The following is a 26,529-nucleotide window of genomic DNA, read 5'->3' as shown; positions in this document are numbered from 1 at the left end:
AGTATTGAATGGCAAAGTAGGAGAAGATTATAGTTCAACACATCCAGAGCAAATCAATGAATACAATTATCTAGAAACAGAAGGCAACCCAGAGGGTGAATATTCAAGAGATAATCAAACAGTGACATATGTGTATCAAAAAGCAGACGGTCATGTAACAGTGAGATATGTGGATGAGAATGGAAATCCAGTGCAACCAGACACAGTATTGAATGGAAAAGTAGGAGAAGATTATAGTTCAACACATCCAGAGCAAATCAATGAATACAATTATCTAGAAACAGAAGGCAACCCAACGGGAGAATATTCAAGAGATAATCAAACAGTGACGTACGTGTATCAAAAAGCAGACGGTCATGTAACGGTAAGATATGTGGATGAGAATGGTAATTCGGTACAACCAGATACAGTATTAAATGGCAAAGTAGGAGAAGACTATAGTTCGACACATCCAGAACAAATCAATGAATACAATTATTTAGGAACAGAAGGCAACCCAACAGGAGAATATTCAAGAGACAATCAAACAGTGACGTACGTGTATCAAAAAGCAGACGGTCATGTAACAGTGAGATATGTGGATGAGAATGGAAACCCAATACAACCAGATACAGTATTGAATGGCAAAGTAGGAGAAGACTATAGTTCGACACATCCAGAGCAAATTGGTAATTATAAACTCAAAGAAGTTAATGGTAGTGAATCAGGTGTTTATACTAGAGATCCGCAAACTGTAGTTTATGTATATGAAGAAATAACTTCAGAATCATCTAGTGAATCAACAAGCGAAAGTGACTCAGAAAGTACAAGTGATTCAATGAGTGATAGCGAGTCAGAAAGTATGAGTGACTCATTAAGCGACAGCAGTTCAGAAAGCACAAGTGAATCAACAAGTGAGAGTGGATCAGAAAGTACAAGTGAATCAACGAGTGAAAGTACATCAGAAAGTACGAGTGAGTCAACAAGCGACAGCAGTTCAGAAAGTATGAGTGACTCAATGAGTGAAAGTGGCTCAGAAAGCACAAGTGAATCAACAAGTGAAAGTGATTCAGAAAGTACAAGTGAGTCAACAAGCGAAAGTACATCAGAAAGCATGAGTGACTCAATGAGCGAAATTGGAAGTGACGCTATGAATATAGATGAGACTTCAAATACAGTTGATACTAATATGAACAATGTTGTTCAAGATGATAATTATGAAGTAAATACTTTAAATAATCATATTGAAGAAGATGCAGATTCTAATGAAATTAAGGATCATAATGGTGATCAGTCTTCTGATGATGAAAAGTTACCTGATACAGGTGAAACTAAACAGAATTCTGGTTTGATGAGTGGCTTACTTGCAGTCTTTGGTGGTGCTTTGTTATTTAGAAGTCGCCGTAAAAATAATCATGATAATCAGTAATTTTAAAAACAAGCTAAGAGATTGCACTCTTAGCTTGTTTTATTAAATGCAAATATTATATAATTATTTAAAAAGAGAATTGCGGAAGGTTAGTTTGTTTGTAATTTTTATAATTATGATAATTTGTAAGGACGGGACTTATTATGACAATATATAATATTAATTATAGTATTGGTTGGGCAAGTAGCGGCATCGAATATGCCCAATTTTATAGAGCTAAGATGCTACGTGAACAAAAGGAAAGTTTGAAATTTGTATTTTTAGACTTTATGACACGTGAGAACATTCAAACTTTAACAAGTCATATGGGATATTATGATCATGAAATTATTTGGTTATATCAATATTTTACAGATATTAAAATTGCACCTACTACTTATACCATAAATAATTTAATTGATACGCTTGATATGAAAATAACACGTCGAGAAGAAAATAAAAAAATAGTAAAGTTGTTTAGTGAAACGAATCAAACATACGTGACATGCTTTCTAAAGGAACAAGGTAAGCCATATGTGGATAGAGCAGAGTTTGTTTCTCGAGGAAAACTAATCAGAAAAGATTTCTATACTTACACTAGAACATTCTCGGAATATTACGCGCCACATGAAAATAGAGCGAAAGTTTATATGAGACAATTCTATAATGAAGATGGTTCTATTGCTTATAACGAGTATTTAAATAATAACGGTCAGTTATATATGTTTAAGGATCAAATTTTCTATTCTAAAGAGGAATTTGTAGCTTATTTCATGAAATGTCTGCATTTAACATCAAAGGATATTGTGCTTATTGACCGGTCTAAAGGAATGGCTCAACCTGTTATTCAAAATAAAAGCGAGGCTCAATTAGGTGTTGTCATTCATGCTGAACATTATAGTGAAAATTCAACAACTGATGATTATATTCTATGGAATAATTATTATGAATATGTATTTTCTCATTCAAGAGAAATTGATTTTTATATTGCAGCAACAGACCGACAAAAAACAGTTCTGAGTCATCAATTTAATCAATATTACGGAAACCTTCCAAAGATATATACAGTGCCTGTTGGTAGTATTCATGATGTGATTATACCGGATAGTAGAAAGCCTTATTCAGTCATAACGGCATCAAGATTAGCCAGTGAAAAACATATAGATTGGTTAGTAAAAGCCGTTGTCAAAGCAAAACAATCTATTCCAGATTTGATATTTGATATATACGGAGAAGGCGCTGAAAGAAACATGCTTCAAAAATTAATCGAAGAAAATGAAGCGAATGACTATATCAAGCTTTTAGGACATGTGAAGTTACAAGATGTATATGCGAATTATGAATTGTTTTTCGCAGGTTCAACAAGTGAAGGTTTCGGGTTAACATTGATGGAAGCTGTCGGCTCTGGTTTAGGGATGATAGGATTTGATGTCGATTATGGAAACACAACATTTATCAGTCATAATGAAAATGGTTATTTAATTCCATTCGATAAAAGTCACCAATCAGAACAGGAAATCGTCGATAATTTAGCTAATGCAGTTGTTCAATTTTTCAAAAATGATACTTCATCATTTCATGAGAAATCTTATGAACTTGCTGAACAATACAAGACTGACAATATTAAACAAAAGTGGTTTCACTTAATTGAAGAGGTGCTACATGATTAATCTATTTGAATCTTTCGATATAAGAACACAAAGACTTTATAAAACATTTGAGAACGCAAAGGTGAATGTACAGACCATTGTCATTGAAGAAGATGGTTTCTTACCTTCAAATGTCATAACACCTTATCAGTTTTTCGCAAATAATGATGATCATGCTTCAAAACCTTTATTCTTTAACCAAGTGCCATTGCCAAGATTTTGGGAAATTGAAGGTAATAATAATTCAGCAGAAATTAAAAATATGGGCGAAGTAAAAGGTAGAATTATATATAAGAAGAACTACGGTTTTAGAATAGTTGAGCGAATTGAATGGTTGAACAAACAAGGTAGGACGCAAGTCATTGACTACTATAATGATAAAGGTTTAAAGTATGCGCAATTAATGGTTGATGATAATCAAAGACGCATTGTTAAACGATGGTTTAATGATCGAAATGAAGAAATTATAAGTGAGAATTTTGTAACGAATGATATTATGTTGAAATGGAACGATAAAGAGTATATCTTTCAATCAAAAGTACAGTTTGTCATATTTTATTTGAAAATGAGCGAAACACCTTTAGAAAGCTTTTTAATCAATTCTTTAGCTATACCTTTTGCAGTCCTTCATGATTTAAAAGAAGAAGGACACGACTATTTGTATTGGCAAGAACAAATGAAAGATGATTTACCGGGAAATATGAAGCTTATGTTAGCTGATAAGACAAGAGGTAGTAAAATTTTAGTACCAAGTAACGAGGAATACAATAAAGTACGTGAACTTGTAGAATCTGAACATCAAAGTAGAATTGCGAAAGCAGGTTATGTATACGAGTTTAAAAATAATCATAAAGAAGCGCGCAATGTGCTCACATTAACGAACTCTGATCAGATTCCACATATTGAAGATATCGTTAAAGCTCACCCTCAATATCAATTTCATATTGCAGCTATTACTGAGATGTCTCAAAAGTTACTTCAACTTAATAAATATCATAATGTCACGCTATATCCTGTAGCAACTAAAGAGAAAATTCATACTTTGTATGAAACATGCGATATTTATTTAGATATTAACAAAGGTAATGAAATTCTGGATGCTATTAAAGTAGCATTTGAGCACCAGTTATTGATTTTAGGATATAAAGAAACAGTGCATAATGCAGATTATATTGCGAAAGAAAATCAATTCTCGTTAGAACATAAAGATCAATTAATCCATGCGTTAAAAGAGATAGAAGCGGACCCTTCATTAGCTGATACTAAACGAGAAAATCAATTGAAGCATGCAAGTTCAATACAAGCGCAAGCATTTGAAGCATTGTTTGAATAATAAATGTGTAAATAAAGAATAGAGAGTTACAGCCAAGGCATAGCACAAGCCTTGGCTGTTTTTTTAAATTTAAAACTACATTACATGCTCTAATGTAGTTTATCTTACATTTTGCCCTTAATTATCTCTACTATTTAAGTGAGTACTCCATTATCTTGTAGTTATGTCAATATAGTTTAAACTACAATCGAAATTAGGAGGAAGATTATGGCAAATGTATTGTATAAAATAGGGACTTTTATGGCTAAACATAAAGGTTGGGGGGCTACTATTTGGTTGGTTATACTTTTATCAGTATTAGTACCAATGTTACTTACGAACCCTAAGTTTGATAATGATTTAACGATGAATGATTTAAAATCAGTCGATACGAATAATAAAATTAAAGATCATTTTAATCAAGATAGTGATAAGGCACAAATTCGTGTCGTTATAAAATCAGAAGATAAAGAGGGCATTGTTAAGCCTGATATTTCAAAGGATATTCAAGATTCATTGAAGAGTATTAAAGATGATGACAAAAAAGTCGATAGAATATCTGATCCATATGAAATGAAACAAATTAGTTCTGATAAGACAACAGCTATAGCAGAAGTTTATTATGATGTATCTGCAACGGCATTATCAGATGATTCAAGAGATAAAGTACAAGATAAATTTAATGATTTAGAAGATAAATATAATGTTCAAGTTGAATATACTGGAACAGGTATGAAGACTACAGATGTAGGTGCTACTTCTGAAATAGTAGGTGTAGCAGTAGCGTTTATCGTCTTATTAATAACATTTGGGTCATTAATCGCTGCAGGTTTACCAATTCTCAGTGCAATTATAGGATTAGGTACAAGTGTGAGCATTATATCGCTATTTACATTAGCATTCGATATCCCAAATGTAACGTTAACACTTGCTGTTATGATTGGTTTAGCATTAAGCATAGATTATGCATTGTTTATTCTTTCGAGATATAAAGAGATTAAACGAGATGAACCTGACACAATAAAAGCAATCGGTTTAGCAACGGGAACTGCTGGTAGTGCAGTCGTATTTGCAGGTGTTACAGTCTTAATTGCTGTATTAGGTTTATCAGTGTTAGGCATCGATTTCTTAACGACTACAGGTTTAGTTGCAGCTATTAGCGTCATATTTGCTATGTTAACAGCGATTACGTTAGTACCTGTATTAGTTGGTATATTCCATAAGCATATTAAACCTAATAAACAGAACGTTCAAAATAAAAATGATGCAGATTCATTCTGGTCAAAATTCGTTGTTAATAAGCCGTTATTGGCTATTCTTGTAGGTTTAATCATCATTGTATTAGCGATTATTCCAGTAAAAGATATGCGTTTAGGTATTCCTGATGATGGCATGAATCCTAGCCATACGACACAACATAAAGCATACAACATTATTTCTGATAAATTCGGTGAAGGTTATAACGGTCAAATCGCGATGCTTGTGAATGTCAAAAATAAAAAAGATGATATGCAGGCACTTCAACAAGATTTACAAAGTTTAACGAAAGATGTAAAAGACATCAAAAATGTTGATACTGTCTTACCACCTATGATGAGTGAGAATAAAGATTATGCTTTAGTAATTATCGTTCCAGAAAAAGGACCAAATGATGAAACGACGAATCAATTAGTACATGATTTAAGAGACTATAATGATGATGCTAAAAAAGATTATAACTTCAAAACGGAAGTATCAAGTCAAAGTGTAATCAACATTGATATGGCAGAGAAAATCAATAAGAGTATTCCACTATTTGCGAGCGTCATAGTCGCACTAGCGTTCATTTTATTAATGGTTGTATTTAGATCTATACTCGTACCTCTAAAAGCTGTATTAGGATTTATACTATCGCTATTAGCAAGTATGGGTGTCACAACACTTATTATGCAAGATGGTGTCATGTCAGAACTATTTGGTATTGATACACCAGGTCCATTATTTGCGATTTTACCTGTTATTCTCATCAGTTTATTATTTGGACTAGCAATGGACTACGAAGTATTTTTAATGTCGAGAATACATGAAGAATATAATAAGACTAAAGATAATAAACTGGCCGTAAAATTAGGTATTAAAAAGAGTGGTCCAGTCATCGTTGCAGCAGCATTGATTATGTTCTCAGTATTTATCGCATTTGTATTCCAAGAAGATCCAATTATTAAATCAATGGGTCTGTCATTAGCTTTAGGTGTATTGTTTGATGCATTTATAGTACGATTAACATTAATTCCGGCACTTACAACTTTATTAGGAAAAGCAACATGGTTTGTTCCAGCGTGGTTAAGCAAACTGATTCCTCATATTGATATCGAAGGTCGTGATTTAGAACATACAGCTAAGCAAAATCAAACATATCATCAACCTACACCCGAAACAAATATGCATATCAATAGTCCATTAATAGATCAGCATATTGAAGTCGATGAACAAAATAAAGAAGAAATTTTGGATATATTGAAACAACAAAGTAAAAATATTGAAAGCATTAATAAAATTTTGGCAGAACTCATTAAAAAATCATAAATGCCAGAATGAATACAAAGGAGGATTTACAAATGAAATCATATAATAAATGGGATTTAAGAGTACAAAAGACATATAAGCTATTGCACACATCACTTATCACATTGTTAGAAAAACAAAGTTTCGATGAAATAACAGTACAGGCAATTTGTGATGAAGCAATGGTGCACAGAACAACCTTTTATGCCCATTTTGAAGACAAATATCATTTGTTGTCATCATGCTTAGATTACATCATAGAACATGAAGCAGTTTTTACAGATATAACACTCTCGCCAGAGAAGTGTTTAAAAGAATTGATAAAAATTGTAGATAAATATAAAGATGCATTTTCTCAAGTGATATCTAATAAGAAAGCATCTATACAAAATATATTAAAAAAGAATATGTCAGAAGGTATCAAACAACATATTAAAGAATCAGGGCATATATATGATTCATCACATATTGATATTATCATCGCAGCATATGTCGCTTCAGTACTCTCTATATTAGAAAATTACGTAGCCGAAGACGTTGAAATCAATGAAAAAGATTTAGATAACATACTCAACACCTTATCTAGAATGTTTGCGTCGTAGTAAATATTAATTTCCCATCCAACCACACTTGTTTACTATGACCTTATCTTATTTCTTGGTATGATAAGCATGATATAAAGAATATTAAGATAAGAGGTGTTTCAAATGATGTTTATTGCTGCATTCATTCCTGTATTCATTGTTGGCTTTATTATTCTTGCGATTATGGAAGAGAAAAAGAAGAAAAAATAAGTTTTCGACTTTTTATATAAATTGAATTTATCTATACCTACCAATAATTGATGTTGGTAGGTATTTTTATTTTTAAAAATAAATTTTTTGAAAATTGTAAATTGACTCTATAAATAGACAATGGTAAGATATTTCTTATTAATCCAATCGGAATAATAAATAATGGAGGGGAACAAAGATGAAAAGAATGAAATTAGGATATTTTTTAACAGGTTTTGGACATCATGTTGCGAGTAGTAGACATCCTGAGTCTATCAAAAAGGGTGGTATGAATTTAGAGAAGACGATTGAACAGGCAAAGATTTTGGAAAAGGCTAAGTTTGATTTCTTGTTTGTATCAGACAGTTTGTATGTAGATAAGAAGACACATCCTGATATGTTTTCATTTTTCGAACCTTTATCACTCATGTCTATTGTAGCTAGAGAAACGAAGCATTTGGGTCTAATTGTAACGGGTTCAACGACATATTCTGAACCGTTCAATCTAGCAAGAATCTTTGCTTCTTTAGATCATTATAGTAATGGTAGAGCTGGTTGGAACATTGTTACTTCTGGAATTAATGCGACTGCATCGAATTTCAATGGAACAAATAATGTGGATCATGATTTAAGGTATGAGCAAGCGGATGAATTTGTAGAAGTTTCTAAACAGTTATGGCATTCATGGGAAGATGTGAATCCTGAAAAGTTACACGATGAAGGTAGATTATTGCCTGATTATCAACCTAAGACGATTGATTATAAAGGACGATTTTACAGTGTTAAAGGGCCGTTAAATATTGAACAACCTCCTCAAGGTCATCCTTTACTTGTGCAAGCTGGCTCTTCTAAGAAAGGCATTGATTTTGCGGCTAAGTATGCAGAAGTTGTATTTACTGCTCAAAATGATGTGGATGCAGCTGTGCGTTTTGCTGAAAATTTAAAACGTAAAGTTAAAGAAAAAAGAGGCGATCACCAAGATGTTGTGATTATGCCTGGAATATTCCCGTTTATTGGTGAAACGAGAGAAGAGGCAGAAAAGAATTATAATGAGTTGCAAGATTTGATTCCGAAAGAAATGGGATTAGAATTACTATCTTCTTATTTAGGTGATACAGATTTAAGTGGATATGAATTAGATACACCATTTGAGGATGTTGAAATCGACCAAGGAAACAATATTCAAAGTCGTGTTGATTTGATTAAAGAAACAGCTAAGAAACATCATTCTACACTTGAAGATGTTATGAAACATGTAGCTGGCGCAAGAGGTCATCATATTATCGTTGGGACACCTGAAGATGTTGCAGATAGAATGGAAGAATGGTTTACGAAAGGTGCTGCTGATGGCTTTAATATTATGGCACCACTCAATCCTACACAATTCCAATTATTTGTAGATAAAGTGGTTCCAATATTAAAAGATAGAGGATTAGTACAAGAAGATTATAACGAAGGAACATTACGAGAAAAAATTGGATTAAGTTATGCAAAGCAACATAGTTAAGAACGATTAAAACAGTTAAAGCTGTTATTCTTCTGAAGAGGTGGTCAACAATATGTATGTAGCTTTTACACTTGTTTCATGTGCATTCTTTATCGGTATTGTCGCTTGGTATTCTTACTATAAGACGAAGAATACTGTAAATAGTTCTGGCGGATTTTTCTTAGGTGGAAGAGGGTTAACCGGCGGATTTATCGCAGGTGCCTTAATTCTTACCAATTTATCTGCCGAGCAATTAATAGGATTAAACGGACAAGGTTATCAGAATAACTTATCAAGTATGGGATGGGAAGTAACTGCTGGATTTTCAGTCATTATATTAGCGACCATTCTATTACCCAAATATTTAGGAGGCGCCTTTACGACGCTTCCTGAATTTATAAATACGCGTTTCGACCATCAAACGAGACTATTAATTGTCGTGTTATTTATGGTGGGTTATGGTTTCATTACCATTCCTTCAGTACTGTATTCAGGCTCATTAGCTGTGATACAAATTTTTGATATACCCAATATGTTTGGCATTACATATGAAATATCAATCTGGATCATCGTTTGGGTGATCGGCATTATCGGAATGCTGTATGCAGTTCTTGGTGGGTTAAAAGCAATTGCAATTTCAGATACATTAAATGGTATCGGATTGTTGATTGTCGGAATACTGGTTCCGATACTTGGATTTATTGCACTTGGTGATGGCAATATGTTAGCTGGCATGAAGACAATTGCTACAGAACATCCAGAAAAGCTTAATTCAATCGGTTCACAACAAGATGACGTGCCATTTGGTTCGATTTTTACAGGTATGATTTTTGCTAATTTATTCTACTGGGGTACGAATCAATATGTGATTCAAAGAACACTCGGAGCGAAAAGTTTAGCAGAAGGTCAAAAAGGTGCGTTATTTACAGGTTTTCTTAAGATTCTTGTACCATTTTTAATGATGATACCAGGCGTTATCGCATATCATTTATACGGTTCAGGATTAAAGAATATGGATTTAGCTTATCCAACTTTAACTAAAGATGTCTTTCCGACATTTTTAAATGGTTTCTTTTTAGCTGTACTATTAGGTGCAGTATTCTCAAGCTTTAATGCGTTGCTCAATAGTGCATCAACATTGTTTGTTTACGATATTTATAAAGTACTCATCAATAAAGAAGCGACTGATAGACAAATGATCAGAGTGAGTCAATGGTTCGGCGTCATCTTGGCGCTTATTACATTCTTTATTTCACCCATGTTAATGAATGCACCACAAGGCTTATGGACAATCATTCGTCAGTTTACAGGATTCTTTAACATACCTATCATCGCAATCGTACTGGTAGGGATATTTTCAAAAAGAATTCCAGCTATCGGACCTAAAATCGTGATTATTTCACATGTCATTGTTTATTATTTACTCATATGGGGCTTGCCGATGTTTTTCCATTATGAGATGGCGATAAACTTTATTTACATACAAGGATTATTGTTTGTCATTGAAGTACTTTTAATGATTGTTATTGGAGCAATTAAGCCATTAAGTACACCTTATCAATTCAAACCAAATCCTAAAGTAGATATGACACCATGGAAATATACCATTCCAGTGACAGTAGTCTTATTTGGGTCAATGGTCTTTACATTCGTATTGTTCTCACCGATAGGATTAGCCTCACAGGAGAATATCGTTTCACCATTATTCTGGCCAATGGTCGTAGCGCTCGTCATAGTAGTGGGCGTTCTGTATTACGTCAGTCTAAAACAATGGTCACATAAATATGAGTCAACACTAAAGCAGCAGTACAATAAACAACTCAAAGAAGAATTAAATATAGAACAACAAGGAAATGTTTTACCGAATAGCTTAGAACAGTCGGTGAAATGATGAGAGATAGTGGGTTGATCTATAGTGTAACTTTACTTGTATAAGTTAAGAAAAATGTGTTAAAATTTAGAAGTAATATAAATAACCATCAGGCTCCGGTTAGAGAACTGATGGTTAATAAGTAAAGGCTCACAGGTGGATTGTGAATACCAAACAAACCTTAATAGGTGTAAGCTAACTATACTGCGAATATAGTTAGCTTATTTTTTTATGCCATTTTTTCCATTGGTAGTATTGATACATGATATTAATCTTAGACTTCAATTTATGATCGTGTCTTAAAAAAGCAGAGCTTCTCCAAAAGTGTTTCCAACCTTTCTTTGACCAATTATCAAATGTTAGAAACTGACCTCTTGTGCGCAGTGCTTTTGGTTTATTGAGATAGAATACATTTTTAATTAAGCCAACACCAATTAATGGTCGATAATGATTCTTTGCGCTATATGGTTCTAAAGGAATGTTGATTAAAGCATGTTTGAACATCTTAGTCCAAGTCTTCGGATTTTCTTTTCGATATATACGCATCGCTTCCTGTAAATCATTAGGCAATTGATAGTTCAGAACACGTCCATCCAAGCGCTTAACTTTTACATAAAAATACATTTTAGACACAGATGAAAATTACCTCCGAGCGAAAATTAATACCATAATTATACAATAGAAATGTATGGAAGGTCTAACGAGAATGTAAGGTGGGCAGGGCGGAATGGGGGTGTTGGAGGTCTGAATATTGCAAGTGGAGTGTGACTAGCAATGTTCAGGACATTATATTTATCAAGACCACCTAAACAAGATAAATAGCGGGCTTGTATTTATCAAGACTGGCGAAACAAGATAAATAGTGGGCTTGTATTTATCAAGACTGGCGAAACAAGATAAATAGCGGGCTTGTATTTATCAAGACTGCCCAAACAAGATAAATAAGCGCTCCGTATATTGCAAGACTCCCCAAACAAGCAACATAGAACTCCCGTATGTTGCAAGACTCCCCAATCTAGCAACATAGAACGCCTGTATGTTGCAAGACTCTCCAAACAAGCAACATAGAACGCCTGTATGTTGCAAGACTCTCCAAACAAGCAACATAGAACGCCTGTATGTTGCAAGACTATCCAAACTAGCAACATAGAGCTCCTGTATGTTGCAAGACTCTCCAATCTAGCAACATAGCGCCCACTTTTCCTAATTCTCTCCGCCAACCCGCCAATCCAATCTACTGCCAATCCGCCCCAGATCCATCAGCCTCCCTAAAAGATCCACCAGCCACTCCATCTCCAGCCCCAATCACCCATCTCAAAACAGAAAAAACCGGGACTGCCATACTAGTCCCGGTTTTCTCATCATTATTATTTAATTATTTCACACGTTCCCAAACGAGTTTTTGGTTGGGAACGTTACCGTTTATGATACTTAGTGTATCGCCTTCTAATGTGAAGATTCTTGGTTGTGTTTCTCCTAACCATGTTGGGTTCATACTTACTTCCATTGTGTGGTACACTGTTGAATTTTCTTCATCTAATTCAAATTTACCTGAATATGCTACGTATCCGTGTGCTGCTGTAGCCATTTCATCTTGTGTACCTGTGTGTAAATCTCCTGATTCATATGCTGGACGGCCTTGTTGCATTAATTGTGCTGACATATAGCCGTCTGGGTTATACATGATAAATCCTGTTGCATCTTTACCTAATGGGAAAAAGATTTCTCCGTTTTCAGTTTCATCTTGATATCTTACTAATTTCCAAGTTCCAATTAATTGATCTTTTAAATTAGCCATTTGAACACTTCCTTAGATAATTTGTTTATTTATAAATTATGCGTTAGAACCGCCTGATACACTGATTGTTTCACCAGTAATTGCTGAAGCACCGTCTGATGCTAAGAATATGACAGTATCTGCAATTTCTGATGGTTCTAATAAACGGTTCATTGGCATTTTACCTGTAATGTATTTTTCCATTGCTTCTTGTTCAGTAGAATTGTCTTGTTCTGCTAAGTGTGCAAGTTGATTTTCAATTAAAGCAGTACGAACTGGTCCTGGTAATACAGCGTTTGAAGTAATACCATCTGCTACAACTTCAAGTGCTACTGTTTTAGCAAATCCAATTTGAGCGAATTTAGAAGCAACGTAAGCTGATTTGAATGGGTCTGCCATTTCACCATGTGCTGATGAAATTGTAACGATACGACCTTTTTTCTGTTGTTTCATGCTTGGTAATACGTGTTTAGTCATTAAGAATGTACCTGTTTGAATAACACCGATAACTTGGTTCCATTTTTCTAATGGGAAGTCTTCTACTTTAGAAATAAATTGAATACCTGCATTGTTAACAAGTACATCTATTGGACCATATTGTTCAGTGATTTCTTTAATTGATTTTTCAATAGTTGGTTCATCTGTTACGTCTACTTGATAAGCGACACCGTTGTTTAAAGATTGTGCTGCTTTATCAGCAACTTCTTTACTCATATCAAAAATAAATACACGGTCACCTTCTTTATCAAAAGCTTGTGCGATTGCATATCCAATACCTTGTCCTGATCCTGTTACGATTACGTTTCTCATAATGTAAAACCTCCTGAATTTTATAGAATAATTGATGCTAAAATAACAACGATAAGTGCGAGTAAGTTTGCACCTGTGTTTGTAATGAATAAATATTTAAAGCCGTTTTTGTGTGTTAAGCCTGTTAAAGCGAAGAATGTTAATACAACGCCTGTGTGCGGCATAACTGTGAATATTGATGAAGACATTGTAGCTACTCTGTGAATAGCATCTGGATCGAGTCCCATATCAACATATTGTTTACCGAATGCTTGCATTACGATACCTAGTGAACCAGATGCAGATCCTGTTATCACACCAAATAATGCAGATGCGATTGATAAACTAATTAATGGATTGCCTGGTATATTTAAGATGAAAGTCTTAATACCATCAAATCCTGGTGCTAACGTGACAACAGTACCAAATGCGATAGCTGAAGCGGTTAAGAACATTGGTAAGATAGAACTTACTGCACCATCATTAATAATTGCTTTTTGTTTAGGAATATATTGATAAAATAGTATAGCTGATAAGATAATAGACACTGCTAAACCAATCAGAATAACATTGTCTACTCTTAATATACTACCCACAATATTAATTACTATTAACACGATAATTGGTAAAATACTTAAATAAAAGTTCGGTGTTTTATTTTTAGATTGATCAGAAGCGTCTTGTTCGACATTAAAGTCATCGAATGTTTCACCTTTTTTAAGACTTTTATTTAATGCATATTTCATATACCATAACCCAAATACTATTGCGACAACTGCACCGATAATACCTAATAAAGGTGCCGCTGTTAATGTTGTACCTAAATATTTAGTAGGGACAACGTTTTGTACTGACGGTGTACCAGGGAGCATCGTCATCGTGAATGTACCTAAACCTAACATGATTGGAATACCAATTAAGTTCCAAGCGATATTTAATTGCTTGAATAATGGTTTAGCTAAAGGCACAATAACAAAGACAACAACAAACAGGCTAATGCCACCATATGTTAAAATAGCAGTAATTAAGAAGATTGCTACTAATATAGAATAAGGATTGTTTGTACCAACTTTGCTAATGATTTTTTCAGCGATAGATTGTGCTGCACCACTTTGGTCCATATACTTCGCAAGTAGTGAACCTAGAATGAATACACCAAAGAAACTAATAATAAAACCGGCGAGACCAGTCATATACGATTCTTCGGTACCGACTAAAGAATTAAAGAACGGTAAGCCATTTGTTAGAATAACAATGATTGAAGCTATTGGCCCTATAACCAAAATAGAATAACCTTTCATTGATAAATAAATAATGAAGAGGATACCTATAATGATGCCAATCGTACCTATTGTTTCCATAAAATCCCCCTATAACAATTACGATTTATGTGATTACATATACTATTATTCGCCTGAAATCGCCTGAAGTAAAAGACTTGTTTAGTTATTAGCGTGATAACTAATTAGTTATAGAGGTGTATGAAAGCAAGTATCATAAGGGGTTACGCTTATAAAGATAGACATAAAGGGGACATGAACCTATGAACAAATTACATGCTAAATCATATTTAGAGGCTATTGTGAGATTTGGAAACATTTCTCATGCAGCTAAACATTTATACGTTTCACAGCCTTATTTAAGTAAATTTTTGAAAGATATAGAATCAGAAGTAGGGGTTAAACTCATTGATAGAGAAAGTAATCCTTTAACATTAACTTACGCAGGAGAACGTTATTTAGCTTATGCAGAAGAAATGGAGAACATCTCTCAAAAAATGGCTTATGAATTACAAGAAATCGCCAATTTAGAAAAAGGACGCTTAAAAATAGGGGTGAACCCATTTCTAGCATCACATACTTTATATAATATTTTGCCTGAATTTATAAAGAACTATCCAGGTATCGAAGTTGAATTAATAGAAGACAGTGCGAATCAAATAGAAGTGCTACTTGCAGAACATAAAATAGATATTTGCATAACCATATTACCTATCAATAATGAAGAAATAGACTACGAGACGTTATATACAGAAGCATTGTACTTAGCCATCCCAGACCAGAATCCATTAGCGAAATATATACAATCTTCAGAACATAAATTACCATTTGCGATTAATAAATTGAATCGAGAAAAATTTATACTACTTAAGAACAATATGACATTACGCAGAGTGACAGATACATTTTTTGAAGATCATGATTTGAAGCCACAAACAATAGTAGAAACCATTAATGTAGATAATGCACTTTACTTAGTAAACGAAGGATTAGGCATAACAGTCGTACCAGCAAGTGTAAAAATGAAATCATCACATCAAAACGTAAAGTATTTCAAATTAAATGAGTTCGTTTATAAGAACACAGTAGCAATTGCATATAATAAGCATTTTGATATCTCTAAAGCAGCAAGTGTCTTTTTAAATTTAGCAATAATGCGATTTAAAGAGAGATAGGTGTTAAGAACTAAAAGAACATAGAAAATAGACAAAATATACCAAATTATGATATTATGTAAATGAAAAAGGACAACGTGCGCGAACACGTTGCCCGATGAGCCCGTTCGAAAGACGGTGACTGAAGTTTTTAGAACAATAATAAGTAATCATTCCAGAACTCCGTCAAAAGTTGGAATGGTTACTTTTTTGTGTTTAACTTCACAATTGTAATGACTAAGCCAATTAAGACTACGATAAAAGTACCGAAATCTATCATCAGCTTAATTGCATCAACAATTGTAATCACTAAAGGCGTCTCCTTTCTAAAGATTTTGTTGATACTTTCATAAGCACCACCTCACTCTATACTGAGATTAGCCACCATCAATCCAACTTGCTCTGTTATATTATACCAAATTACCAGTATTTGTAACATAATTTTTGGTTGTTATAGACATAATATTACGGATTATTGTATAATATAACTATAAAATGGCGACGTACACTAACACGTTGGCCAGTTAGCCCGTTCGAAAGAAAGTGGCTAGTTAGTTGATTAAAAAGTAACCATTTAACTGTCCAAAGTTAGAGATGGTTACTTTTTGATTGTTGCTTATTAATATTAAACCAATGATTGATATGACAACCATTAGAATTTCATAATCAGTCATTCTACTACTTTCAAGGATCAAAAACCAACATCATAGGCATCACCCTTGAAATAGAGATTAGCCACCATCTTTCGAACTTGCTTATATTAAAATAAAGATAATTTCAATCATTCCGTAAACTTGATTAATAGTTGGGAATGGTTATTTTTTTGTAATAATTTAATGCTCATAGCACAAATTAAAGAGTATTTAATATAATTTAGTTAAAGTACAAGAAGCGGGTGATTAACAATGAGAGTGGTTCATACTATAGAAAAGTCCAGAACATTAATGTCCTAGACTTTTTCCTACGCCTCTATGATATATCTATAAATTTCGTCTTTTACAGGTGATTCCATAGATAATGTCATTGTGACGATATTTTGTTGTTTAGCGTTTGGCATGATTGTTTGTTCTGCTGAATCTTTATTGTAGTGGGCTTTTCCCAGGTAATAAAATTCTTTCCCGTCTGCCACGTCTTCTTTCTTTACAAAGATATACATGTCTATATTATTTTCTTGATGTGCTAGGATTTTTTGGACTTCCTTTGATTCTAATGTACGATTACTTCTTGTAAACCATTTGAGTTCGTCAGGGCTTAGGAATTCATCTTCGTACTTTGTATTATCACTGATATCATCTTGTTTATGATATGTAATGAAAATTGGTAAAGTATTATTTCCGAATTTATAGCCGTTAATTGTTCCAGACTCATCAGATTTCCAGTTTAGTAATTTAACGAAGTCTTTTCTTGTATATTTGTTATACAGTAGTAGGCCGTTTTGGCTACCGTGATGAACCATATTATTGTATTTAGCTAATTCGATAATGTCATCAACGTATGTTTTGAACTCTGTTTTTTCTAGTGCTGCTGAAAATGTATCAGTCAGTCTAACTTCATCATCGATTATGTTGATAATAGGGTTACCATACGTTTTGTTTATTGTAACGCTAAAGAAACGATGGTCTAAAATTTTTAAGGTTGTTTGAATGTCATCGTTTGTAACGTTTGAATCAATTTGTTGTGCGATTGGTAGTAGCTCATGTATTTTATGAGGTCTTCTCATAATAGCTTCTAAAATTGTATAATCAACGTTTTTTAAGCCTGGTGCGATTTCTCGAGACAAGAATGTTAAGTTGAGACTTTCATTTTTAGTTAATGTGTCTTCAATTTTCTTAAATCTGACGAGGAATTCATGATAGTTATTATAAGTACTATCACTAGAATATATCACGCTAGGTTCTATAGAATTCTGTCTAATGAAATCCATTAATAATGGCGTTCGACCAATTCTTTGTTCAACTTCATTAAAAGCCTGTTTAATGTGAGCTGCTGAACTCAAATTGACTTGTTTCAGTGAATCATATATTTGTTTCTTAGCTACTTCTTCAAAATTGATAGTAGAAACACCTGTTAATGCAGTATTATCCGCTATAAATCTTCTGTAATTATCTTTATTTTGTGATTGATCACCAGATAATGCGACTGGAATGAGGTAGTTTTTCTTATAGTTACCTATGAAATCAATAACCGTTAAATATTCTTTGCTTTCCGCTTTTCTTAAACCTCTACCAAGCTGCTGAATAAAGATAATACTTGATTCTGTTTCCCTTAACATGACAATCTGATTTACAGGTGCAATATCAATACCTTCGTTAAATAAGTTAACGGTAATAATGTAATTGATTTCTCCTGATTTTAGTTGTTCGATTGCTTCTTGTCGTTTATCCATATTATCTTCACCAGTTAATGCAAGCGAAGGTACGTTAAGAGCTGTTAATTTTTTAGCGAGTTCCCATGCTTCGTCTTTTCTACTTACGAAAATAAGTCCTCTAAGCGTATCACCAGAATAGCCATAGTATTGTGTCTTTTCTAGAATATGTTTAACTCTTTCATCAGAAGTTAAATCTGCTAAACTACTGTAATCATCTGTAGATTGCCCATTATGAACGTAGTCTGTGACACCGAAATAATGGAACGGGCATAGTATTTCACTTTCCAGCGCTTTTTGTAATCTAATTTCATAAGCAATGTTGTAATCGAACATTTCAAATATATTTAAATTATCGGTTCTTTCAGGTGTTGCTGTCATACCAAGTACAAAATCAGGTGTAAAGTAATTGAATACCTTTTGATATGATGAGGCAGCTGATCGGTGTGCTTCATCGTAAACGATATAATCAAAGTAATTTTCATCAAACTGCCTAAAAACATCTTCTTTAGATAATGTTTGAATCGTTGCAAATAAATATTTAGCACTAGTATTCTTTTGTTTCCCTGTTAATAAGCCAAAGTCCTCATCTTGTGCGAATGGTAGTACTTTTTTAAATTCTTGAATGGCTCTTTTTAAAATACCTTCATTATGAACGATAAAAAGAAATTGATTAGGATTGTAACTTCTCACATCTAATGCAGAGAGAATTGTTTTTCCTGTACCAGTAGCTGAAATAATCAATGCTTTATCTTTATGCTCTTTTCTGAGTTCAGCTAATGAATGTAAAGCTTCTTTTTGCATAATGTTAGGTTCGATTCTAACTGCTTCATCAATATTTCTTTGGATTTCATTTTGTTGCTCTGTAATACGATAGGCTTCTTTTAAATTACGCGCGTCATATGTCTTCTCGTAGTCTTGAATCCATTCATCAGAAAGAGGCGTACTATTATGCCATAGTTCATCAAATTGAGCTTTAACATTATAAACGAGATCCCCATTCTTTTGAGTAGAAAGTAAGATATTATGTTCGTAGTTAACTTTTAAAGCATTAGAAGTTAAATTAGAACTTCCGACAATCATGGACGAATAATATTCATGGTCAAATACATAACCTTTAGCGTGAAATCCACTAACACCAGTTAATTTTACATCTACATTTTTAAGCTTTAATAATTCTTTATACATTTTAGGCGTGTTGAACCCTAAATAATTCGAAGTAATAATTTTACCTCGAACACCTTTTTTGTCTAAATCATATAGATGCGATTTTAAACTTGCTAATCCACCTTCTGTGATAAAAGCGACTGAAATCGTGAATGTCTTACATTTATGTAGTTCATTAATAATAGTAGAAAGTACATTTTCTTCATTATTATTAACCAATAATTTCGGCATGAAATTACCTTTATGTGAAATTGTACGATCTATAAACCCTTTGTGTAGCGACTGATTAAAGTCTTCTAATAAATTGTTCATATTTATACCTCATCTACAATGATTTTGACAGCAGGTATATCGGCTGGTGCCCATTCTAAAGTTTCAAGATCTTTAACATCAAGCCATTGAATATTTTTATGTTCAGTAAGTGTAGGCATTTTCTCTTTCAATTTACATTTATATGTATGAAGGTTAACAATTCCAAAGTCATATTCATATGAAGTAGAAGTAACTTTATCACCAACTTCAAGATCACATAACATTTCTTCACTGATCTCACGTTTTAAAGCTTCTATTTCAGATTCACCTTTTTCTATTTTACCGCCAGGGAATTCCCACATAAGAGGTAAACTCATATTTTCATTTCTTTGTGCACAAAGTATCTTATCATCATTAAAGATAATTGCACCTACAACTTCGATTTGTTTTTTCAAAATATTACCTCCAAAAATTATGATATTTGTCTATATATTTTATCAAAAATTGTTCTCAAGGTTAATAAAATGTAAAATTACGATCCATAAAAATTCAACTTTAGATAATTTCCTATGATTTATTATATGAAAACTAAGAATATGATATATTCTTAATAATTAATGACATTTGTAATGTTTACTAAAGGCGGTTATGTTTTGAAGAAGCAAAGATTAAAGTTGAGTACGCTTGTGATTATTGTGGTTTGTATTGTAGTGTTATTTTCTTTATTAATTACGTGTTTATTGATCAGTAATACGATTAAGGATACGATTCATAGTACGACAAAGGAGAAGGCGGAGGTTATTGGTAAGGCGATTGCGGGTTCTGAGGTTGTGCAGAAGTCTTTGGCTGAGAATAGTGATGATCATAAGATCCAAGATTATACGTCTAAGATTCAAAAAACAACGGACGTGAGTTTTATTGTAGTGATGGATATGAATGGCATTAGAAAGTCTCACCCGAATGAGAAGTTGATTGGTAAGCATTTTAAAGGTGGCGATGAAGGAGAGGTCTTACATGGTAAGGCTAGTTCTTCTATTGCGAAAGGTACGCTTGGTTTAACGATGCGTGCTTTTACGCCTATATATGCTGATGGCAAACAAGTTGGTGCGGTATCGGTTGGTGTGCCTATGCAGACGGTATACGAGGCTTTAGCGGATGGTAATAAGAAAATTATTATTGGATCTGTGATTGGTTTAATTGTCGGTGCTATTGGTGCGTATTTATTATCGATTTATATTAAGCGTATTTTGTTAGGGCTTGAACCTTCACATATCGCGAAAATTCTAGGTGAACGGAATACGATGTTACAGTCTGTTCATGAAGGGATTGTGGCAGTTGATAAAGAAGGTAAAATTAATCTGGTCAATAAGTCTGCAATGGATATTTTTAAGAAAGCAGGTCTTAAAGGAGATCCTATAGGTATGCCAATTAATGATTATATGGCTTCGACACAATTGCCTAAGATTGTTGAGCTTGGAAAGCCTGAACTTGATAAAGAACAAGATATTAATGGCGTGAAGATATTGGTGAATAGAGTACCATTGATTGTGAATCATGACATTGTAGGTGCGATATCAACGTTTAGAGATAAGACAGAAGTGCATAAATTATCAGAGCAGTTGGTAGGCGTTCGGACGTATGCAGATACGTTAAGAGCTCAATCGCATGAATTTAGTAATAGATTGCATGTGATTTCTGGTATGTTGCAGATGGAACATTACGATGATTTAAAACAGTACATACGTGAAATTGTTGAACTCGGTAGTCAAGAAAGTGGAGATATCACATCGAAAGTTAAAGATGCTGCACTAGCTGGTTTCTTAATTGGTAAGCTTAGTCTGGCACGCGAACAACAAATCAAGCTTTCTATTGTGAATCATGCTACGATACCAGAACCGAAAGATTCACATATTACACATGAAGTGATTACTATTATCGGTAATTTAATTGATAATAGTATAGACTCATTAGTATCATCATCACTTAAAAAGAAAACAATTGACGTACACTTGAACTATAAACAAGATCAGTTAATGATAGATGTAATAGATTCAGGCATAGGGCTCAATCATGAACTAGATGAACATATATTTGAAAAAGGCTTTTCTTCTAAAGGAGAGAATAGAGGGTATGGTTTACACCTCGTTCAACAAAGTGTTGAAAAGCTTGATGGTCAAATATCAATCAATGCGCATGAAGCAGGAAATGTACAGTTCTCAGTTGTTATAAACTATCCGAAAAAGGACGAAGATAAATGTTAAATATACTTATAGTTGAAGATGACCCAATGGTTGCGCAAATCAATCGTCAATTTATAGAAAAAGTAGATCCTGAAGCGTTAGTTGATTTTGCACAGAATGTAACAGAAGCAATGGAAGTCATTCAGTCAAAGACAATCGATTTATTATTGTTAGATATATACATGCCAGAAGAAAATGGCTTAACTTTTTTGAAATATGTAAGAGAGCAAGGTTATCAAGTAGATGCGATATTGATAACAGCTGCTACAGATGCTGAAGATATTCAGACAGCCTTCAGATATGGTGCAGTAGATTATTTAATTAAACCATTTGAATTTGAACGATTTAAGCAGTCTTTACTTAAATACAAACAAGGACAGACTTTCTTTAAAGGTAATCATCAAATTAAACAAGCAGATATTGATGCAGAGTTCTTGAATAAACAAGTTGTTACAGATGATTCAGAACTGAAATTGCCAAAAGGTGTCACAAAAGAAACGTTACAAAGTATCATTGAGAAGATGAATGACTTTGAAGATCATGCATTTTCAACAGATGATATTTCTAAAGCAGTTAATATTTCAAGAGTATCTGTCAGAAAGTATTTAAAATTCTTAACCGATATTGAAGTGTTAGAAGAGTCTTTAACGTATGGTATTGGCCGACCGATATACTTCTACAAGTTAAACAAAGACAACTTAAAATATTTACAAGGATATATGTCATGATATATCTCAATAAAAAACCAAACGATTCGGTTCGTTTGGTTTTTTTAATTACAAAAAGATAATTAAAATTTCATAAGCTATAATTTTTGGTTGCGTTTTCATAAAATGAATTTATATCAATTAAGGGGGATAAAAATGAATACGAAGACCAATTTGGAAGCGGTTACCGAGAGTGAGTTACCTATCCAAAATAATATAAAAAGCTTATGGGAAAAATTAATGAAAGCTAAAATTGGTGTATTACCATTACCGTTATACATTGTCTTAGCTGCAATTATATTAACAGCATCTGTATATAATACGTTACCAGCAGATATGATTGGTGGATTTGCTGTCATTATGATTTTAGGAATATTGCTTGGCGATTTAGGGCAGAGAATTCCTATATTAAAAGAAATAGGTGGACCAGCTATATTAGCATTGCTCGTACCTTCTATTCTAGTATTTCTAAATGTGATTAATACATCTTCAATGGAAGCCGTTACGACTTTGATGAAGACATCTAATTTCTTGTATTTCTATATTTCTTGTTTAGTAGTCGGCAGTATTTTAGGCATGAATAGAAAAATGTTAATTCAAGGTTTCACACGCATGTTTGTGCCTTTAATAGTGGGTACAGTATTAGCTGTCGTAGCAGGTATGTTAGTTGGATTGTTGTTTGGATATGATTTACAACATACTTTCTTCTATATCGTTGTTCCAATTATCGGTGGCGGTATTGGTGAAGGGATACTTCCATTATCTATAGCATATTCATCTATTTTAGGTGGATCAGCAGAATCATTCGTATCACAAATGATTCCAGCAGCTGTTATTGGGAATATTTTTGCAGTTGTTAGTGCGGGACTTATGATGCGTTTAGGTGAAAAGAAAAAACATCTTTCAGGAAATGGGAAGTTAGTAAAAAATGAAGATGGTAATGAAGTTCATGAAGAGAAAGAGAAAGTCATTGATTTCTCACTAATGGGTGCAGGTTTACTTATTGCTTGTACATTCTTTATTGTTGGTACGCTTGGTCAGAAATTCATTGGTGTCCCAGGACCGGTTATTATGATTTTATTTGCAACATTAATTAAGTGTCTTAAAGTGATGCCACACAAAATGGAAGACGGTGCGCATAATTTATACAAATTTATTTCAACAAGTTTAACTTGGCCGTTAATGGTCGGTCTCGGTATGCTTTATATTCCGTTAGAAGATGTTGTGAAGATTGTAACACCAGCATACGTTATCGTATGTGCGTCAGTTGTTTTCGTCATGATGTTATCTGGATATTTCGTAGGAAAATTAATGAAGATGTATCCTGTTGATGCAGCAATCGTAACAGGTTGTCATAGTGGGTTAGGTGGTACAGGAGATGTTGCGATATTATCAGCATCTAAACGTATGGCATTAATGCCGTTTGCACAAGTGGCTACTAGAATCGGTGGTGTATCTACCGTAATCTTAGCATCACTATTATTAAAATTATTAAGCTAAATATATATAAATAAGGAGTAATTAAAAATGACTGAAAGTAATGAATACGGTGAATCTATAAATTTACATCAAGAACGCGCAGGTAAAATTGAAATCACGAGCAAAGTAGATGTGACTTCAGAAGAAGACTTAAGTGTTGTCTATACACCAGGTGTTTCTGCAGTATGTAGAGCAATTGCTGAAGATGAAACAAAAGTAAATACATTGACTGCAAGAGGTAACATGATTGCAGTTATTACAGATGGGACAGCAGTACTAGGTTTAGGTGATATCGGTCCAAAAGCGGCCATTCCTGTTATGGAAGGTAAGAGCATTCTCTTTAAAAAACTTGCGAATGTTGATGCTTTTCCAATTTCATTAGACACGAAAGATACTGAAGAAATCATCTCAATCATTAAAGCGTTACAACCTAATTTTTCAGGTATCAATTTAGAAGATATTTCAGCACCTCGTTGCTTTGAAATAGAGAAGCGTTTAATAGAAGAATTAGATATACCTGTATTTCATGACGATCAACACGGAACAGCAATCGTCGTACTTGCAGCACTTATCAATGCACTTAAAGTTGTAGATAAAGCAGAAAAAGATGCGAAAATCATTATAAATGGCGCAGGTTCAGCAGGTATTGCGATTGCGAAATTATTGCTAGAAGCGGGTTATCAAAACATTACGCTCGTTAGTCTAGAAGGCGTCTTAAATAAATCAGAAGAATGGTTGAATGATGCACAAAGAGAAATTGCTGAATATACAAATCTTGATAATATCCATGGAACTTTAGAAGATGTTATTAAAGATGCTGATGTATTTATCGGCGTATCAGGTCCAAAAGCATTATCAAAAGAACATGTTCAATCAATGAACAACGATCCAATTATCTTTGCATTAGCGAATCCAACACCAGAAATTTATCCGGAAGAAGCGTATGAAGCGGGTGCAGCAATCGTTGGAACAGGTCGTTCAGATTATCCAAATCAAATTAATAATCTGTTAGCATTCCCTGGTATATTTAGAGGTGTATTAGATGCCAAGACACAACATATTACAACAGAAATGAAAATAGCAGCAGCAAAAGCCATAGCAGCAACCATTCATAAAGACGAACTCAATGCGAATTATGTCATACCAAATTCATTAGAAAAAAGAGTCGTCGATCAAGTAGCAGCATCAGTCCAACAATGCGTAGAAAATAAAACAGAAGTGTTGGTGTAAGGTATAAACGCCACGTATAGTCCGTCTATATGTGGTGTTCTTTTTGTGTTATTATATCTTTGATAGCATGATAAAGGAGTGATATCCGTGAGTGAATCGATGAACAATGAATCTGCTAAAGTATATGAAAATGACAATGGACAATTTATCAGTGTCACTAAAGAAATACTTGAAAAAGCAGGCATGAAAATTGGTGATGAACTTATCGTGAAAGTAAAACCTAATCAAATTATAGTAGAAAAACCTAATTCATATAAGGAACGTCTGAGACAATTTGTAGCAGATGGCGGAAGATATGAAGAAGAAGAGTTTGATTGGGGCGAAGATGTCGGAGAAGAAAAATGGTAAGTTAGTAATATGAGTTTATAACAATAAAGTAAACTTAAAATATATTCACCACAAACGATATGAATTACAATACATTTATAAACTTTTTATGAAAATTACAGTTCGGAGGAAGGAATTTGAAACAGATATTTTCGGGAATGATATTAGTATTACTACTTTTAATCGTTGGTGTATTTGGTTTCATTGCGTATCAATTTATTGCTGGTGATAATCGTATTGAATTTTCTAGTAATCAACAAACAGCTGATAAAGAACCGAGTAGTGAGGAAAGTCATGACAAAGAATCCAGTGATGATTCTGAGGAACCAGAAGGCGATCCACCAAGCATCGATGTCCAAACGACTCAATTTAGCCAAGGCTTTATGAATGCTGATGTAAGAAGCGGATTTTATGGAGTAGGTATTGGATTATCGCGAGATGCCATTGAAAAGAAATTCGGGAAGTCAGATGGACGTATAGAAGCTGGACAATCTCAAGCTGAAAAATATGGTAACGTAGCCGTAAGATATAATAGTAAAGATAAAGCAGAACATATATACGTAGCACCGACAAATGTAACAGTAGAAGCATTTAAATCCGTTCACGGAACACCAACTATAGAAAATAGCGATGGGTTAGTATATGATGATAATCCAAACAATTCCTTCTCAATATTAATAACGACAAAGAATGGTAAAATAACAGCCATTGAAAATGCCAATCAAATACAAAGATAATATA

22 protein-coding genes are annotated in these 26,529 nt (G+C 33.5%); 14 read left to right on the top strand and 8 right to left on the bottom strand.

Annotated features, from left to right (window positions below; genetic code table 11):
* The 7 genes from LQ679_RS14805 to LQ679_RS06750 all read left to right on the top strand — a co-directional run.
* Positions 1-1,408, top strand: a 1,408-nt coding sequence (locus LQ679_RS14805; RefSeq protein ID WP_275589904.1) for a MucBP domain-containing protein, incomplete at its 5' end; no start/stop codon positions are given.
* A gap of 143 nt (positions 1,409-1,551) precedes the next feature.
* Positions 1,552-3,057, top strand: a complete 1,506-nt coding sequence (gene gtfA, locus LQ679_RS06775) for an accessory Sec system glycosyltransferase GtfA (protein ID WP_239762312.1) — start codon at positions 1,552-1,554, stop codon at positions 3,055-3,057.
* The gene (gene gtfB, locus LQ679_RS06770) at positions 3,050-4,369 is read left to right on the top strand and encodes an accessory Sec system glycosylation chaperone GtfB (RefSeq protein WP_239762311.1); all 1,320 of its coding nucleotides are present in this window, start codon (positions 3,050-3,052) and stop codon (positions 4,367-4,369) included. The genes gtfA and gtfB overlap by 8 nt, the downstream gene beginning before the upstream one ends.
* 207 nt (positions 4,370-4,576) lie before the next feature.
* On the top strand, positions 4,577-6,913 hold the full coding sequence (locus tag LQ679_RS06765) for an MMPL family transporter (RefSeq protein WP_239762310.1): 2,337 nt from the start codon (positions 4,577-4,579) through the stop codon (positions 6,911-6,913).
* Positions 6,914-6,945: 32 nt separating this feature from the next.
* A complete protein-coding gene (locus tag LQ679_RS14800) occupies positions 6,946-7,494 on the top strand; it encodes a TetR/AcrR family transcriptional regulator (RefSeq protein ID WP_037589126.1) in 549 nt (182 codons plus the stop codon).
* A gap of 370 nt (positions 7,495-7,864) precedes the next feature.
* Positions 7,865-9,172 carry an LLM class flavin-dependent oxidoreductase gene (locus LQ679_RS06755; protein ID WP_239762309.1) on the top strand — a complete coding sequence of 436 codons (1,308 nt, stop codon included), beginning with the start codon at positions 7,865-7,867 and terminating at the stop codon, positions 9,170-9,172.
* Between the two features lie 52 nt (positions 9,173-9,224).
* Complete coding sequence (locus tag LQ679_RS06750; RefSeq protein ID WP_239762308.1) at positions 9,225-11,042, top strand: solute:sodium symporter family transporter; 1,818 nt, start codon at positions 9,225-9,227, stop codon at positions 11,040-11,042.
* 195 nt (positions 11,043-11,237) lie between these two features.
* Here the strand turns inward: LQ679_RS06750 and LQ679_RS06745 are convergent, their stop codons facing one another.
* The 4 genes from LQ679_RS06745 to LQ679_RS06730 all read right to left on the bottom strand — a co-directional run bounded on the left by LQ679_RS06745 (position 11,238) and on the right by LQ679_RS06730 (position 14,948).
* Complete coding sequence (locus LQ679_RS06745) at positions 11,238-11,645, bottom strand: DUF7679 family protein (protein ID WP_037589129.1); 408 nt, start codon at positions 11,643-11,645, stop codon at positions 11,238-11,240.
* A 751-nt stretch (positions 11,646-12,396) separates the two neighbouring features.
* A complete protein-coding gene (locus tag LQ679_RS06740; RefSeq protein WP_037589130.1) occupies positions 12,397-12,819 on the bottom strand; it encodes a lipocalin-like domain-containing protein in 423 nt (140 codons plus the stop codon).
* Positions 12,820-12,855: 36 nt separating this feature from the next.
* Complete coding sequence (locus LQ679_RS06735; protein WP_037589131.1) at positions 12,856-13,611, bottom strand: SDR family NAD(P)-dependent oxidoreductase; 756 nt, start codon at positions 13,609-13,611, stop codon at positions 12,856-12,858.
* A gap of 17 nt (positions 13,612-13,628) precedes the next feature.
* Complete coding sequence (locus LQ679_RS06730; RefSeq protein WP_037589132.1) at positions 13,629-14,948, bottom strand: GntP family permease; 1,320 nt, start codon at positions 14,946-14,948, stop codon at positions 13,629-13,631.
* A 182-nt stretch (positions 14,949-15,130) separates the two neighbouring features.
* Here LQ679_RS06730 and LQ679_RS06725 point away from each other — a divergent pair, with 182 nt between their 5' ends.
* Positions 15,131-16,042, top strand: coding sequence for a LysR family transcriptional regulator (locus LQ679_RS06725; RefSeq protein ID WP_126477410.1), 912 nt, complete (start codon positions 15,131-15,133; stop codon positions 16,040-16,042).
* Positions 16,043-16,223: 181 nt separating this feature from the next.
* Here LQ679_RS06725 and LQ679_RS06720 read toward each other — a convergent pair whose 3' ends face one another.
* The 4 genes from LQ679_RS06720 to LQ679_RS06710 form a co-directional block, all read right to left on the bottom strand.
* Positions 16,224-16,331: a putative holin-like toxin gene (locus tag LQ679_RS06720; protein ID WP_481817224.1), complete on the bottom strand. Its 108-nt coding sequence runs from the start codon at positions 16,329-16,331 to the stop codon at positions 16,224-16,226.
* Positions 16,332-16,572: 241 nt separating this feature from the next.
* Positions 16,573-16,695, bottom strand: coding sequence for a hypothetical protein (locus LQ679_RS14795; protein WP_275589903.1), 123 nt, complete (start codon positions 16,693-16,695; stop codon positions 16,573-16,575).
* A 287-nt stretch (positions 16,696-16,982) separates the two neighbouring features.
* Positions 16,983-19,865, bottom strand: coding sequence for a DEAD/DEAH box helicase (locus tag LQ679_RS06715; RefSeq protein ID WP_239762307.1), 2,883 nt, complete (start codon positions 19,863-19,865; stop codon positions 16,983-16,985).
* 2 nt (positions 19,866-19,867) lie between these two features.
* Positions 19,868-20,260: a (deoxy)nucleoside triphosphate pyrophosphohydrolase gene (locus LQ679_RS06710; protein ID WP_239762306.1), complete on the bottom strand. Its 393-nt coding sequence runs from the start codon at positions 20,258-20,260 to the stop codon at positions 19,868-19,870.
* Positions 20,261-20,458: 198 nt separating this feature from the next.
* Here LQ679_RS06710 and dcuS point away from each other — a divergent pair, with 198 nt between their 5' ends.
* From dcuS to LQ679_RS06680, 6 genes are all read left to right on the top strand, one after another.
* Positions 20,459-22,066 carry a DcuS/MalK family sensor histidine kinase gene (gene dcuS / locus LQ679_RS06705; protein WP_239762305.1) on the top strand — a complete coding sequence of 536 codons (1,608 nt, stop codon included), beginning with the start codon at positions 20,459-20,461 and terminating at the stop codon, positions 22,064-22,066.
* A complete protein-coding gene (locus LQ679_RS06700) occupies positions 22,060-22,773 on the top strand; it encodes a response regulator (RefSeq protein WP_037589138.1) in 714 nt (237 codons plus the stop codon). The genes dcuS and LQ679_RS06700 overlap by 7 nt, the downstream gene beginning before the upstream one ends.
* A gap of 135 nt (positions 22,774-22,908) precedes the next feature.
* The gene (locus LQ679_RS06695) at positions 22,909-24,252 is read left to right on the top strand and encodes a 2-hydroxycarboxylate transporter family protein (RefSeq protein ID WP_239762304.1); all 1,344 of its coding nucleotides are present in this window, start codon (positions 22,909-22,911) and stop codon (positions 24,250-24,252) included.
* Positions 24,253-24,279: 27 nt separating this feature from the next.
* Positions 24,280-25,461 (top strand): NAD(P)-dependent malic enzyme, encoded by a 1,182-nt coding sequence (locus LQ679_RS06690; protein ID WP_239762303.1) that lies wholly within the window; start codon positions 24,280-24,282, stop codon positions 25,459-25,461.
* A gap of 87 nt (positions 25,462-25,548) precedes the next feature.
* Positions 25,549-25,809, top strand: a complete 261-nt coding sequence (locus tag LQ679_RS06685) for an AbrB/MazE/SpoVT family DNA-binding domain-containing protein (protein WP_239762302.1) — start codon at positions 25,549-25,551, stop codon at positions 25,807-25,809.
* Positions 25,810-25,925: 116 nt separating this feature from the next.
* Positions 25,926-26,525 carry a hypothetical protein gene (locus LQ679_RS06680; protein WP_204188476.1) on the top strand — a complete coding sequence of 200 codons (600 nt, stop codon included), beginning with the start codon at positions 25,926-25,928 and terminating at the stop codon, positions 26,523-26,525.
* Positions 26,526-26,529 lie beyond the last annotated feature (4 nt).

The organism is Mammaliicoccus sp. I-M35, assembly GCF_022386455.1.
GTDB lineage: Bacteria > Bacillota > Bacilli > Staphylococcales > Staphylococcaceae > Mammaliicoccus > Mammaliicoccus sciuri_A.
The sequence above is the reverse complement of the archived record's forward strand: the minus strand, read 5'-3'. Positions and strand labels throughout refer to the sequence as shown.

Coding starts and splice junctions, on each gene's coding strand:
- gtfA (WP_239762312.1), top strand. CDS start 1,552: ATGACAATATATAATATTAATTATAGTATTGGTTGGGCAAGTAGCGGC.
- gtfB (WP_239762311.1), top strand. CDS start 3,050: ATGATTAATCTATTTGAATCTTTCGATATAAGAACACAAAGACTTTAT.
- LQ679_RS06765 (WP_239762310.1), top strand. CDS start 4,577: ATGGCAAATGTATTGTATAAAATAGGGACTTTTATGGCTAAACATAAA.
- LQ679_RS14800 (WP_037589126.1), top strand. CDS start 6,946: ATGAAATCATATAATAAATGGGATTTAAGAGTACAAAAGACATATAAG.
- LQ679_RS06755 (WP_239762309.1), top strand. CDS start 7,865: ATGAAAAGAATGAAATTAGGATATTTTTTAACAGGTTTTGGACATCAT.
- LQ679_RS06750 (WP_239762308.1), top strand. CDS start 9,225: ATGTATGTAGCTTTTACACTTGTTTCATGTGCATTCTTTATCGGTATT.
- LQ679_RS06745 (WP_037589129.1), bottom strand. CDS start 11,645: ATGTATTTTTATGTAAAAGTTAAGCGCTTGGATGGACGTGTTCTGAAC.
- LQ679_RS06740 (WP_037589130.1), bottom strand. CDS start 12,819: ATGGCTAATTTAAAAGATCAATTAATTGGAACTTGGAAATTAGTAAGA.
- LQ679_RS06730 (WP_037589132.1), bottom strand. CDS start 14,948: ATGGAAACAATAGGTACGATTGGCATCATTATAGGTATCCTCTTCATT.
- LQ679_RS06725 (WP_126477410.1), top strand. CDS start 15,131: ATGAACAAATTACATGCTAAATCATATTTAGAGGCTATTGTGAGATTT.
- LQ679_RS14795 (WP_275589903.1), bottom strand. CDS start 16,695: ATGACTGATTATGAAATTCTAATGGTTGTCATATCAATCATTGGTTTA.
- LQ679_RS06715 (WP_239762307.1), bottom strand. CDS start 19,865: ATGAACAATTTATTAGAAGACTTTAATCAGTCGCTACACAAAGGGTTT.
- LQ679_RS06700 (WP_037589138.1), top strand. CDS start 22,060: ATGTTAAATATACTTATAGTTGAAGATGACCCAATGGTTGCGCAAATC.
- LQ679_RS06695 (WP_239762304.1), top strand. CDS start 22,909: ATGAATACGAAGACCAATTTGGAAGCGGTTACCGAGAGTGAGTTACCT.
- LQ679_RS06690 (WP_239762303.1), top strand. CDS start 24,280: ATGACTGAAAGTAATGAATACGGTGAATCTATAAATTTACATCAAGAA.